General features: G+C 61.0%; 15 protein-coding genes and 1 riboswitch. Of the genes, 2 read left to right on the top strand and 13 right to left on the bottom strand.

Translation table 11 applies throughout. From position 1 onward, the window contains the following. Positions 1-25 precede the first annotated feature (25 nt). From HMPREF7215_RS02850 to dapF, 12 genes are all read right to left on the bottom strand, one after another. The gene (locus tag HMPREF7215_RS02850; protein WP_009164126.1) at positions 26-946 is read right to left on the bottom strand and encodes an alpha/beta hydrolase; all 921 of its coding nucleotides are present in this window, start codon (positions 944-946) and stop codon (positions 26-28) included. A gap of 653 nt (positions 947-1,599) precedes the next feature. Next, entirely contained in the window at positions 1,600-2,394 is a 795-nt protein-coding gene (locus HMPREF7215_RS02845; protein WP_009164122.1) for a MetQ/NlpA family ABC transporter substrate-binding protein, read from the bottom strand. Positions 2,395-2,420: 26 nt separating this feature from the next. Next, entirely contained in the window at positions 2,421-3,074 is a 654-nt protein-coding gene (locus HMPREF7215_RS02840) for a methionine ABC transporter permease (protein ID WP_009164121.1), read from the bottom strand. After that, positions 3,067-4,086: a methionine ABC transporter ATP-binding protein gene (locus tag HMPREF7215_RS02835; RefSeq protein WP_040550251.1), complete on the bottom strand. Its 1,020-nt coding sequence runs from the start codon at positions 4,084-4,086 to the stop codon at positions 3,067-3,069. The genes HMPREF7215_RS02840 and HMPREF7215_RS02835 overlap by 8 nt, the downstream gene beginning before the upstream one ends. Positions 4,087-4,182: 96 nt before the next feature. Next, positions 4,183-4,274, bottom strand: a riboswitch (SAM riboswitch). Between the two features lie 78 nt (positions 4,275-4,352). Beyond that, positions 4,353-5,009, bottom strand: a complete 657-nt coding sequence (locus HMPREF7215_RS02830) for a metal-dependent hydrolase (RefSeq protein ID WP_009164119.1) — start codon at positions 5,007-5,009, stop codon at positions 4,353-4,355. A 361-nt stretch (positions 5,010-5,370) separates the two neighbouring features. Then, the gene (locus HMPREF7215_RS02825; protein WP_009164118.1) at positions 5,371-5,664 is read right to left on the bottom strand and encodes a TIGR04076 family protein; all 294 of its coding nucleotides are present in this window, start codon (positions 5,662-5,664) and stop codon (positions 5,371-5,373) included. Next, positions 5,661-5,822: a hypothetical protein gene (locus tag HMPREF7215_RS13070; RefSeq protein ID WP_009164117.1), complete on the bottom strand. Its 162-nt coding sequence runs from the start codon at positions 5,820-5,822 to the stop codon at positions 5,661-5,663. Before HMPREF7215_RS13070 ends, HMPREF7215_RS02825 begins: the two co-directional genes overlap by 4 nt. Before the next feature lie 118 nt (positions 5,823-5,940). Further along, complete coding sequence (locus HMPREF7215_RS02820; protein WP_009164116.1) at positions 5,941-6,615, bottom strand: GntR family transcriptional regulator; 675 nt, start codon at positions 6,613-6,615, stop codon at positions 5,941-5,943. Between the two features lie 324 nt (positions 6,616-6,939). Beyond that, positions 6,940-8,583 carry a Na/Pi cotransporter family protein gene (locus HMPREF7215_RS02815; protein ID WP_009164114.1) on the bottom strand — a complete coding sequence of 548 codons (1,644 nt, stop codon included), beginning with the start codon at positions 8,581-8,583 and terminating at the stop codon, positions 6,940-6,942. A 232-nt stretch (positions 8,584-8,815) separates the two neighbouring features. Next, complete coding sequence (locus HMPREF7215_RS02810) at positions 8,816-9,148, bottom strand: diacylglycerol kinase (RefSeq protein ID WP_083798225.1); 333 nt, start codon at positions 9,146-9,148, stop codon at positions 8,816-8,818. Between the two features lie 60 nt (positions 9,149-9,208). Continuing rightward, positions 9,209-9,415, bottom strand: coding sequence for a hypothetical protein (locus HMPREF7215_RS02805; RefSeq protein ID WP_009164112.1), 207 nt, complete (start codon positions 9,413-9,415; stop codon positions 9,209-9,211). Between the two features lie 28 nt (positions 9,416-9,443). Continuing rightward, on the bottom strand, positions 9,444-10,259 hold the full coding sequence (gene dapF / locus HMPREF7215_RS02800) for a diaminopimelate epimerase (RefSeq protein ID WP_040550267.1): 816 nt from the start codon (positions 10,257-10,259) through the stop codon (positions 9,444-9,446). A 196-nt stretch (positions 10,260-10,455) separates the two neighbouring features. Between dapF and HMPREF7215_RS02795 the strand changes: the two genes are divergently transcribed. Both HMPREF7215_RS02795 and HMPREF7215_RS02790 read left to right on the top strand, forming a co-directional pair. Further along, the gene (locus HMPREF7215_RS02795) at positions 10,456-11,394 is read left to right on the top strand and encodes a DnaJ C-terminal domain-containing protein (RefSeq protein WP_009164110.1); all 939 of its coding nucleotides are present in this window, start codon (positions 10,456-10,458) and stop codon (positions 11,392-11,394) included. 165 nt (positions 11,395-11,559) lie between these two features. Further along, positions 11,560-11,925, top strand: a complete 366-nt coding sequence (locus HMPREF7215_RS02790) for a class II SORL domain-containing protein (RefSeq protein WP_009164108.1) — start codon at positions 11,560-11,562, stop codon at positions 11,923-11,925. A gap of 94 nt (positions 11,926-12,019) precedes the next feature. Here the strand turns inward: HMPREF7215_RS02790 and HMPREF7215_RS02785 are convergent, their stop codons facing one another. Continuing rightward, a complete protein-coding gene (locus HMPREF7215_RS02785) occupies positions 12,020-12,217 on the bottom strand; it encodes a hypothetical protein (protein ID WP_009164107.1) in 198 nt (65 codons plus the stop codon). Between the last annotated feature and the right edge of the window lie 33 nt (positions 12,218-12,250).

The raw sequence follows: 12,250 nt of genomic DNA, 5'->3' as shown, positions 1-12,250 counted from the left end.
GCTGACGACGCGGATTTTTTGTCGGTCAGACGGCCGCGGCTTCGAAGCGGCTGAGCACGCGCAGCGTCCGCCGGGGCAGATGGCGCTTCCAGAACGCGGCGGCGCTGGCGATCCAGCCTTCGGCTTCCGTGCCGAGGCCGAGGCCGAAGCCGTGCCCGAGATGCGGGTACTTGTGGAACTCCGTATCGATGCCGCAGGCCGCCAGCGCGTCGAGACGCTTTTTCATCACCCGCCAGTCGCAGACGGGATCGTTTTCGCCCACGCAAACGTAGGTGGGCGGCTCCCGACGGGTGTGGTTCGTGTGCCCGGTGTACTGCAGCACCAGCGTACCGGGGCGCGGCAGCGGCCCCCCTCCGAAACCGTGCGGCCCGTACGAGGCCAGATAGGCGGCGATATGGGCGCCGACCGAGCTGCCCCAGAGCGAATAACACTCCGTGCCGACGTTGAGCTCCTCCGCACGGGCGAAAATTTGCGTGATCGCGACAGCCAGATCTTCGCAGGCGGCTTCGAGACTTTCGGTCCGATAGTGGAGCGTAAAGGCGTTGAAGCCCATGCGGCTCAGTTCCAGCGCGTGCGGCAGGCTTTCATGGAGCGACGCCACATACTGGAAGCTGCCACCCGCGCAGATAACGGCAAACGGCGCTTTTTTGACGCCGCGGAAATAGAACAGCCCCGTCTCCGCCTTGGTCGGATCCCTGCCTTTTTCCTTGTCGGAATAGAGATCGTAGAAGATCTTTTCGCCGTTCTTTTCCCGCGCGAGCATGGAGTTGAGGACGTTCAGCGTGGCGTCGACGCTCAAATGCCGATGATAAGGGAACAGTGGCGCGATCTGCCCCAGCGTGCGTTTTTTGTCGGATTCGCTCAGACGTCCGGGGAAAAGGAGCCGGCCATATCCCTTGAAATTCTCGTTTGCGATGACATCTGCGATTTTTGTTTCAGCGTCCATTCCCGCCGAACCTCCTTTGCTCGCGATCGGAAAATTCTTTCAAAAGGAAAAAGGCGACCTTTTGTCGATCTTTTTAAAATGGGAAACGCTCTTGAAAGTATTTCTTTGTAATTAATTAATTTAATTCTATCATGGAGCGATCAGATTACCAAGCGGCGCGCAAGGAAAAATTGCTATAAAAAATAATAAAATTAAGAAATGATAATTTTGAACCCAAAAAACGTCCCGCATCGAACGGAAAAACGTTGCGTGCATACAGAATAATTTATAGCTGCGGCGCAGCGCGCCAAAAGCTGAATTCGAGATTTTTATTTCTGACGATTAAGATCTCCATTTCCGCCTTCAACCGCGAGACCCAATGTGTTTTATTTTATTTGATCCTAGTGGCGTGATGAAGAGTCAAAGTCAAAAATTTATTTTAAACTCTTAAAATAAAAGTTGTGGATGAATAAGACCTCCATAACTTCCAATGCGAAAGCGTTCTGTCCCGTCGAAAAAGAGAGACGCGCCGAGTGCGGCGCGTCAGGCCGGCGAGGATATTTTTCAAAATGTTCCACGTGGAACATTTTTACGCCGGCGCGGCGAAAAACAAGCGGCCATGCTGATCTGCAAGATGCGAAACAGCATGGCCGAAAAATCGTTTTGCCTTTTTTCTATTTGGCGGGGCCGCCGAACGCGGGCAACACGCCGCCGGCGTAAGTGTCGAGAATGTACTTGGAAACTTTGTCGCTCTGCAGGGCCTTGACCAGCGCCTGCACGTCGGCGTTGTTTTCGTTGCCGGCCTTGACGGCGATGACGTTGGCGTAAGGCGAGTCGGCGCCCTCGACGAGCAGCGCGTCCTTGGCGGGGTTGAAGCCGGCGGGGATCGCGTAATTGCCGTTGATCACGGCTGCGTCCACGTCGTCGAGCGAACGCGGCAGCTGGGCCGCCTCGAGCGAGCGGAACTTGAAATCGTGTTTGTTCTCTTCGATGTCCAGCTCGGTGGCGGTGAGGCCGCTGTCCGATGCCAGCTTGATCAATCCGGCGGACTGGAGCAGCAGCAGGGCGCGGCCGCAGTTGGTGGGGTCGTTGGGGATGGCGATGAGCGCGCCGTTTTTAAGCTCCTCGAACGTGGCGAACTTCTTCGAGAACAGGCCCATCGGTTCCACGTGGATGGTGGCGGCGGAAGTCAGATCGAGGCCGCGGTCCTTGCAGAAGCTTTGCAGGTAGGGCAGATGCTGGAAGTAGTTGGCCTCGAGCTCGCCGTCGTTCAGCGCCAGGTTGGGCGTGACGTAGTCGGTGAACTCCACGACCTGCAGGTCGACGCCCTGCGCTTTGAGGTCGTCCCTGACCTGGGCGAGGATCTCGGCGTGAGGCGTGGGCGTGGCACCGACGCGCAGCGTGCCGGCGCCGGCGGCGCCGGCGAAGCACAGAGAAACGGCACAAGCGAGAACGCAGATTTTTTTCATTTCAACACAACCTCCTGAAAAATAAATTATCGATTCCGGCTCAGATTCCGGACGATTTTATTACCGAGCCATTGGATCCCTTGGACAATGGCGATAATAACGACGACGGCGGCGATGAGCACGTCGCTGCGAAAGCGATGGAAGCCGTAGCGGATGGCCACGTCGCCCAACCCGCCGCCGCCGATGGCCCCGGCCATGGCGGAACTGCCGACGATGGCGATGACCGTCAGCGTCGCGCCCGCGGCCAGCGAGGGCAGAGCTTCGGGGATCATCACTTTCAGGACGATGGTCTTGACGTCGGCGCCCATGGCCTGCGCGGCTTCGATCACGCCGCGGTCCACTTCCTTGAGGGCGCTCTGCACGACGCGCCCCACGAACGGCGCGGCGGAGATCGACAGCGGCACGATGGCGGCCGTGGTGCCGATGGTCGTGCCGACGATCAGCCGCGAGAGCGGAAAGAGGATGATCATGAGGATGATGAACGGGAAGGAGCGGAAGACGTTGACGAACGTGTCGAGCGCCTTGCCGGCGACGCGGTTCTCGCACAGGCCGCCCTTTTCGGTGAGCGCGAGGGCGATGCCCAGCGGCAGCCCGAGCAGGATCGCGAACAGACTCGACAGGCCGACCATGTAGAGCGTCTGCAGCGTCGGCTCGGCGAGAAGGGCGAAGATTTTAGCCATTCCAGATCACCTCCACCTTCACGTTATGGGCGCGGATCATGTCCATCGCCGCGGCGATCACCTGCGGCGCGCCGCCGAACTGCACCGTCAGGGTGCCGACGCGCGACACGTAGAGGCTGTCGATGGCGCCGGCGAGAATGTTGACGTCGGCCCCCGTGGCCTTGATCGTCTGCGAGATCAGGGGCGCTTCCGCCGCCGAGCCGTCGAACGTGAGCACCGCCACGGGCTTTCCCGCCTCGCGGGGCAGTCCCGCACCCTCGTCGTAGCCGGTGCGCGGCAGCTTGGCGAGGAACTCGCGCGCCGTTTTCGAGCGCGGGTTGAGGAATATTTCCTTGACCGTTCCCTGTTCGACGATGCGTCCCGCTTCGATGATCGCCACGCGCGAGCAGATCTCGCGAATGACGTTCATCTCGTGGGTGACGACGACGATCGTCAGCCCCATGAGGCGGTTGATGCCGGCCAGCAGGCTGAGGATCGATTTGGTGGTGCGCGGGTCGAGGGCGCTGGTGGCCTCGTCGGAGAGCAGCACGTGCGGACGGTTCGCCAGCGCTCGGGCGATGGCGACGCGCTGCTTCTGGCCGCCGGAAAGCTGCGACGGATAACTGCCGGCCTTGTCGGAAAGCTCGACGACGTCGAGCATTTCGGCGACGCGGTCTTTGACGTCCTTCGGCTTCCAGCGCTCCAGCTCCAGCGGAAAGGCGACGTTGCCCGTCACCGTTCGCGAGGCCAGCAGGTTGAAGTGCTGGAAGATCATGCCGATCTTGCGCCGCGCCAGCCGCAGACCGCCGGCGTCAAGCGCCGTGATCTCCCGCCCGTCGATGAAAATTTTGCCCGAGCTGGGCTCCTCGAGGCGGTTAACCGTGCGCAGCAGCGTCGATTTGCCCGCGCCCGACAGGCCGATGATGCCGAAGATCTCACCGTCGCCGATGTCCAGATCGATGCCCGAGAGCGCCTCGACGGAGTTGCCGTCGGGCGCGCGATAGATTTTTTTGACGCCGCGGAGTTGGATCATGGTTTCACCTTCCGTAGGGGGATCGCGCGCATCTTCGGGGAAACGAAAAAGCCGCCCTGCGATGGCAAGGCGGCTCAAATCCCTCTTTGAGGCTTCCCCTCATCGCTGTCAGCAGGACCACCTTTCCCACGCGGGCAGGTTGGTGCAGGATCGTCGAGCTGACTCTCTCCCCTGACTCTTGATAAAAAGTTGCGCTGTTTGATTGACGGGTATGATAACACAATCTCCTGCGAAGCGCAAGAGCGCGACGAATCTTTGCGGAAAAATTACAGCTCGAGAGACTCGCCGGGCCGCAGCACCGCGACCTTGACGGCCGGTTCGCAGAGCGCTTTGAACGCCTGCGGATCCTGTCTGATGGCCGGGAACGTGTCGTAATGCATGGGCACGGTGATCTTCGCGCCCACGGCCCGGGCGGCGCGGGCCGCGTCGTCCGGCCCCATCGTGTAAAAGTCGCCGATCGGCAGCAGCGCCGCGTCGAGCTTTTCCTCGGCCAGCAGCGCCATGTCGCCGTAAAAAGCCGTGTCGCCGGCGAAATAAATTTTTTTGCCGCCGATCCCGATCAGAAAACCGCAGGCCAGCGCGCCCGGCAGGCCGCTGCCGTGGATCGCCTGAAGCAGCTTGACGCGTCCGAACGGCATCGGCCCCCAGCCGCCGATGTTGCCGAGACAGCTTTTCAGCCCCGCCTCCGTCAGCATGCCGCGCAGTTCGGCCACGCCGACCACCGTCGCGCCCGTGCGCCGGGCGATGTCGAGCGTGTCGCCGAGGTGGTCGCCGTGGCAGTGGCTGACGAGGATGAAATCGGCCGCCACCTCGTCGGCCTTCGCCGCGGCCAGCACATTGCCCGTCAGATACGGATCGGTGAGCACGTGATACGCCCCGTCGAACAGATCGAAACAGGCGTGTCCCAAAAACGTCAGTTTCATGATGGTCGCTCCTTTCCATTGCTGCGGATCAGGCGCCGCAGCCCGAACTATCATTTTTACGGTTCTTGCCCTTGTGGCTCCAGCTGCGTACACTCAGCGCAGCATATCTTCGCCAGAACTCCGGTTTTACGCGTAGTGTGCCTTTGATGTTTGGATTAACGGTAATACCGTTAAAGATCGCAAGCTGATGGGGAATACCGACATGCTCTCCAACGCACTCAACCACTGCGCAAAGCCGGTGAAAAACGACGCTCTGAACATGATCGATGCGTCCTGTTTCCAATGAGCTTGTAAGATCATTGGGAATATTTATAGAAGATTGAGAGCTGAATTTTCGGTCCGAAAACACCGCGGCTTTTTATTATTCCGGCAGGCTGTTTTTCGAAGGTGAGTCTGTCGTGAGGCGTTCGACTTTGAAGACGTTGATCGTGTCGGCATCGGGGCAGCAGAATACGGCCGTGCCCTTGGGCTGACCGGGAATCTCGCCGCCATAGCGGAGGATATCGATGTACAGAAAGGCCACGTGCATGGCCATCGGGCAAAGTGTGCCGCGTTCGCTGTCGAAGTCCCATTCGTCGCCGACGCGGTGGCCACGGTGGCACGGGCAGGGGCCTTTGCGATCGATGAGCGTGATTCTGATGCGCGGGCGTCTCATATGTCAACCGCCTCGGGGCGCGGCCCCGGCGGAATGTATTTGCCCTTATCGGCATTGTCGCGGTTGCGGCGGACCGATTCCGCCACGGTGTCCACGGTCGCCGGCGCCATCGTGCCGGAGCCCGGCAGGCCGCTGATCAGCAGGATGTCCTTGCCCATCGAAGTTTCCCCCTCGCAAAGGGCGCTGCAAGCGTCTGAACACTCTCGCAGCGCCCGGCAAACTGTGTCAATACTTTTATGAAGAAAAATGCCGATCTCGCTTCACGATGTTCGGCGCTCATTCTCCGCCGACGCGCAGGCCTTCGTTGCTTTTCAGCGACGTGGCCGACAGCATCAGGTGGACTTTCATGAGCTGCTCCGCCTTGTCGGGGTCGTGCGCCAACAGTGCCTTGAGCAGGGCGCGGTGCTCGTCGAGGCTGGGATTGGTGCTCATGTCGAAGAACGAATCGTAAAAGATCATGTACACGCAGGTGCGCGCCAGCAAATTGTTGACGAACTCTGCCAGCACGGCGTTGCCGGAGCATTCCGCCAGCGTGCGGTGAAAGCGGTTGTTCACGTCGAGGTAGGCCTCGAAATTGCGGGCGGCGAAAATCTGTTCTTCCTCGTCGATCGTCCGCTGGAGTTTGTCCGCCTGCGCGGCGGTGATGTTGAGGGCCGCCTTGCGCGCCGCCAGGCACTCCAGATATTCGCGCAGCTCGTAAGTGTCCATGATTTCTTTCTTGGTCGGATTGGCGAGGCGGGCGCCGGCGTTGGGGATCAGCGTCGCCAGTCCCTCGGCGGCGAGGCGGCGGATCGCCTCGCGCACGGGGGTGCGGCTGACGTCGAGTTCCTGGGCGATCGCCTCTTCGGTAAGCCGGTCGCCGGGCTGGCGCTTTTTGGCGAAGATCTGGCCGCGCAGATGTCGGTAGACGAAATCCGCGGCAGTCGGGGCGTAAGCTTCCGGTTCTTTCATTTTCAAAGCCTCCTGCGAGCTGGGCTGAACGGACGGTCGGCCGTTGACGCCGGTCGATGTCGGAGCGATTTTCACAATTATACACCAATCATTGGGAGCCGCCGTTTCTGCGGACTTTTTCGGGATAAATCGCCGCCGAATTTTTGCATTTTTTTGCCGCGGTTTTTTCGGCCGGGAACAAGCGCGCGATTTTGGCCGGCGGGGCTGGAGAACATTCGTCGTTTGAGTCAAGGATCGGCATCCCAAAGCGGCGCGGCGATTTTCTCCGGTTGCTTCCTTATAATTGGAGTCCTCGCGGTGGTGCGTGCGTCTCCCCGCCTTTCATTACATTTCGAACTTTTTGCCCGTTTCCCGGCGCGCATGAAGACCGGACGTTTCCAGAACGATTTCGGCCACGTTGGTGGCGTGGTCGCCGATGCGCTCCATGTTGCTGATCAGGTCGATGAAGAGCACGCCGGACGAGGGCGTACAGCTCCCGTCGTTGAGGCGCTGTATGTGCGTGTGCCGCAGTTGCCTCTCCATGGCGTCGACCCCGTCTTCCATCGTCACCGACACCTCGCGGGCCAGTTCGACGTTCTCCGTGCGCAGGGCCTCGAGAGCCTTCTGCACCATCTCGCGGACCAGCGCGAGCATCGCGGAAAACTCCTGAACGGCGGACGGCGAAAATTCGAGATTGTGATCCTGAAGGTACTCGTAAAGCTCCATCATGTTCTGGGCATGATCGCCGATGCGCTCGATGTCGCTGGAGCCGTTCACGAGAGATTCGAGCAGCGAGGAAAGATGATCGGAGATGTGGCGCTGCCAAAGCTTGGCGGCGAAGGCGGCAACGCGCCGCGTCAGGTCGTTCAGGCCGTCTTCCACCCGATTCAGCTTGGACACGGCGCCCGGATCCTTGGAGGCGAAAGCTTGCTTCACCAGGTCGAGCATTTCCAGCGCCATGCCGCCCATGTTCAGCAGTTCGTTGCGCACCGCCGTCAGCGCGGCGGCGGGCGACGTGTTCAGCAGGCTTTCATTCAGATAACGGGCGCCGGCGTAAACTTTTTCATCTTTGACCGGAATCAGCTTCTGGATCAGCCGGGCGAGCAAACTCACAAAGGGCAGCTGGAGTATGGTGTTGACGACGTTGAAGAGCGTGTGGGCGTTGGCCAGCTGACGGGCGATATTCGCGGACGTGTGCGAGATCAGCGCCGTATAGGGGCCAAGCAGCGGCAGGAAGATCGCCACGCCGAGCAGATTGAAAAGCACGTGCCCAGCGGCGGCCTGCTTGGCCGACCTGCTCGAACCAAGCGCGGCGATGACGGCGGTGATCGTCGTGCCCAGATTGTCGCCCAGCAGGATGGCGATGGCCGACTGAAGCGGCAGCAGCCCCTGCACGGCCATGGCGATGGTGAGGCCGACCGTGGCCGAACTCGACTGCACGGCCATGGTCAGCAGCGTGCCGGCGGCGACGCCCAGCAGCGGATGAGCGGCGAAGGTGAGAAAAAACTGTTTGTTGGCGGCGAGAAAGCCGAGCGCGTGCTCCATCGTGCTCATGCCGATGAAGAGCAGCCCGAAGCCGAAGATGCCGTTGCCGACGTAGCGGCGTTTTTTCGAGTGGCCGAAGACGGCCAGCAGCATGCCGACGCCCAGCAGCGGCAGCGCCAGCTCGCTCATGTTGAAGGCGACCAGCTGCGCCGTGACGGTGGTGCCGATGTTGGCTCCCATGATCACGCCGAGCGCCTGCTTCAGCGTCATCATCCCCGCCTGCACGAAGCTCACCGACATGATCGTCGTGGCGGCGCTCGACTGGATCACCATCGTTACCAGCGTGCCGACCAGCGCGCCCTTGAGCGGCGTGCTCGTCAGCGACGCGATCAGCGTGCGCATGCGGTCGCCCGCCAAATCCTGAAGGGCGTCGCCCATCAGTTTGATGCCGTACAGGAACAGCCCGACGCCGCCCATGATCTGGAACAGAGTGCTCAAGTTCATTCGCTCCCCCCGGTCTTCATTAAAAAGATGCCTCTTTCATGAAACATACGCTTCTTCGCTTCAGGGTGCCGACAGGAAGCTAATGGAGCGTGGCGCCGCGCCCGCCGACCGGACGTGCAGCAGAAAAACGCGAAGAAAACGCATCACATCCCGCCTTTCAAAAAAATGCCGGAAGCTCTCGGACTTCCGGCATTTTGCGAGCGGAAGACGACGGCCTTCCGACCGAAAAAATCTAAAGGAAAAGTTCCCGCGCGCAGACCAGAGCGAACGCCAGGATCGCCATGCCGCAGGCGAAACTGGCCGCGTCCTTGGCGGCTTTGGCCAGCGGATGCCATTCTTGCGTACAGAGATCCACCGTCTTTTCGATGCCGGTGTTGAGCGCTTCCGCGATCAGCACCAGCAGTCCCCAGGGCAGCGCGGCGGCGAAAGCGGAAAGGCCGCGCCGCCAGCACACGGCCGACAGCGCGGCAAGCAGCATGACCAGTTCCTGACGGAACGCGGCTTCCCCGAGCAGCACGAGAAAGCCGCCCCAAGAGTGCGCCAGCGCTTTGAAAAGATGTCTCATCACACCACGTCCTGAAAGATTCTGCCGCGAAACGGCGACGGCCCGCGGTTTTTTTATTCCCTATTCGGGAGTGAAAATGCTCTCGATATATTTCTGTTCCTGATCGAGCTGAAGCTGAATCAGAGCCCACTTCTGCTCTTCGGGGCTCATCTTGCGGAACTCTGTCCAATCGTCGTCTTCGATGATCTCTTCGTCTTCCGCCGGAGGCAGCGCTTCGTCGCGGAGCAGCTCCAGCTCGTCCTTGGAAAGCTCTCGTTTGTCCTTCATGAACTCTTCTCCCCCTTCTCTGGTACGATCAGGCATCGGGGCCAAGTTCCCCCTTTGCGACAACGGCGGTGTCTCCGCCCAGAACCGTGCGGAAGCGCGTCCCGTCGAGCCGTTCGAAAGCGACTCGGTTCGTGCCGCCGGGATTGTGCACTTCGATCGGGCTGTCCATGCCGAACAGCAAACCGGCCGACAGCGCCGCCGCCACGCTGCCCGTGCCGCAGGAATCGGTGAGATCCTCGACGCCGCGCTCGTAGGTCACGGCCGACAGCTCGCCGCGCCCGACGGGCCGCGCGAAGTTCACGTTGCAGCCCTGCGGGAACAGCGACGCGTCCGCACGGAATGCGCGCCCGATGCGCCGGCAGTCGTCGCGGCTCAGTTCCTCCGGTGCGAACAGCACGAGATGGGGCACGCCCACCCACAAGAAGCAGCTGCGGAAGGCCGCGCCGTCCATCGTCAGCGGCCGGTCGATCCAGTCCGGCGCGAACGACTGCTCGCCGAGGTCGATCTCGGCAAAGCTGCCCTCGACGCGCGCGCGCATCACGCCCGCCAGCGTCTCGAACGTCATTTCCGCCGGAGCGACGCCGCGCTCGTAAGCGAAGCGCGCGATACAGCGCGCGCCGTTGCCGCACATTTCGGCTTCCGATCCGTCGGCGTTGAACAGTCTCATGCGGAAATGCGCGCCCGCGGACGGCTCCACGATCAGCAGCCCGTCGGCGCCGACGGACGCGCGGCGGCGGCAGAGGCGGCGCGCCAGCTCCGCCAGTTCGTGCGCCGGTTTTTGCGCGGCCAGCATGTCGAGCGTGATGAAATCGTTGCCGTTGCCGTTGATCTTCCAAAATTCCATGGTCGTCCCTCCGCGAAGCGCTTTAATTTTCCATTCCAATTTTACCTCAAGCGGCGCGCTCTGTCCAAAACTTTCCGTTTCGTTCCGCAACGTTTCATTTTCCTCCTCTGGACAAAGGAAATTCAGTAATATATAATATGGTCAGCTTTGGTTAGACGATTGCGAAAATCGGTCTGACCGGTGGAGGTGTCCGGCTATGAGCGTAGCCTACAAAGATTATTACGAAATTCTCGGCGTGTCCAAGACCGCCACGGAACAGGAAATAAAAAGCGCGTACCGCAAACTGGCGAAGAAGTACCATCCCGACGTGAACAAGACCCCCGGCGCGGAGCAGAAGTACAAAGACGTGAACGAAGCGTACGAAGTGCTGCACGATCCGGCAAAACGCCAGAAATACGACGCCCTCGGCCCCAACTGGGAAGCCGCCCAGCAGTTCGGCGGACAGGGCGGCGGCTTTCAGGGCTTCGGCGGATTCCCCGGCGGCGGCGTGCACATGGAATTCGGCGACGGCGGCGGTTTCAGCGAGTTCTTCCAGACCATCTTCGGCAACATGGGCGGTTCCGCACGCGGCTTCAGCGCCAGCGACCTCTTCGGCGGCCGCAGCCGCACGGCCCGCGGCGAAGACAGCGAAGTGCAGATCACGCTTTCGCTGGCCGACGTGATCGCCGCGCCGCTGAAACGGAGCATGACGCTCAGCGGCGCGGCCGGGACCCGCACCATCGAAGTGAACCTGCCCCGCGGCATCCGCGAAGGCTCGCGCCTGAAACTGCGCGGCCAGGGCGCGCCCGGCCGGGGCGGCGGCGAAAACGGCGACCTGTACGTCGTCGTTCACATCGAGGCGGACAGCCGCTTCGAGATCAGCGGCTACGACCTCGTCACCGCCGTGACCGTGACGCCGTGGGACGCCGTGCTCGGCGGCACCGTGAGCGTGCCCTCCCCCGAAGGCGCGTTGAAAGTGAAAGTCCCCGCCGGCTCCCAGTCGGGGACCCGCCTGCGCCTGCACGGCAAAGGACTGCCCATGCGCGGCGGCGGCCTGCGCGGCGACTTGTACGCCACGATCGAAATCAGCGTGCCGCAGAACGTCTCTGCCCGCGAACGAGACCTGTGGGAACAGATCAGGGCGCTGCATGCGTAACGCCTTGCCTTTCTGCGGGAGAAAGGCGGACGACATTTATCGGTGACACAGGAGATCTCATCCGTTCTTTGGGCGGCGAAGGCGACAATTTTTGCCCTCTTCGGGGAAACATGATATAATTAGTCGGAGTACAAGAAACAAATCTATTCAATGGGGGGTAATACAATGAAAATTGGCGAACTGATTCAAAGCGGCGACTGGAAAGGCGAAAAACACGTTCCCGTGATCGAAGCGCCGGCGTCCGTCAAGGCGGGGGAGACGGCGCACGTGGTGCTTTCGGTCGGCAAGGAGATCGCCCATCCCAACACGATGGAGCACTACATCGCCTGGATCAAGCTCTACTTCAAGGGCGCGTCCAGCAAATTCGCGGTCGAACTCGGCGAGCTGACCTTCGACGTCCACGGCGACAACGCCACGGCGCCTCAGGGCTGTCTGCACGTCAAGCTCAAGGAAAGCGGCACGCTCATCGCCGTTTCCTACTGCAACCTTCACGGCCTCTGGGAGTCCAGCGCCGAGATCACGGTGGAGTAATCCGCCTGCGGAACACAAAATCTTCAAGGACAAAAAAGCCGATGATCGCTTGATCATCGGCTTTTTATCATGAAATTATGTTCTGCCCGCCGGATCAATCGTCGATGTAAAACTCGCGGGCGTGTTTGCGCCACAGGAAGAGCGCGGCGACGGCGCTGAGCGTGCCCAGCAGCAGCCCCCAGACGATGTAGCTCGGATGGCCTTTGCCGATCAGATAGCCGCCCAGGCCGGCCAGCGCGTAACCGTAAGCGATCAGTGTGCCGATGGAGAGAAACGTGACGATCAATCTCATGGGGAAAGGCTCCTTTGTCTGAATATAGACAGA

The sequence above is a fragment of the Pyramidobacter piscolens W5455 genome, from assembly GCF_000177335.1.
GTDB classification, from domain to species: Bacteria; Synergistota; Synergistia; order Synergistales; family Dethiosulfovibrionaceae; genus Pyramidobacter; species Pyramidobacter piscolens.
The sequence above is the reverse complement of the archived record's forward strand: the minus strand, read 5'-3'. Positions and strand labels throughout refer to the sequence as shown.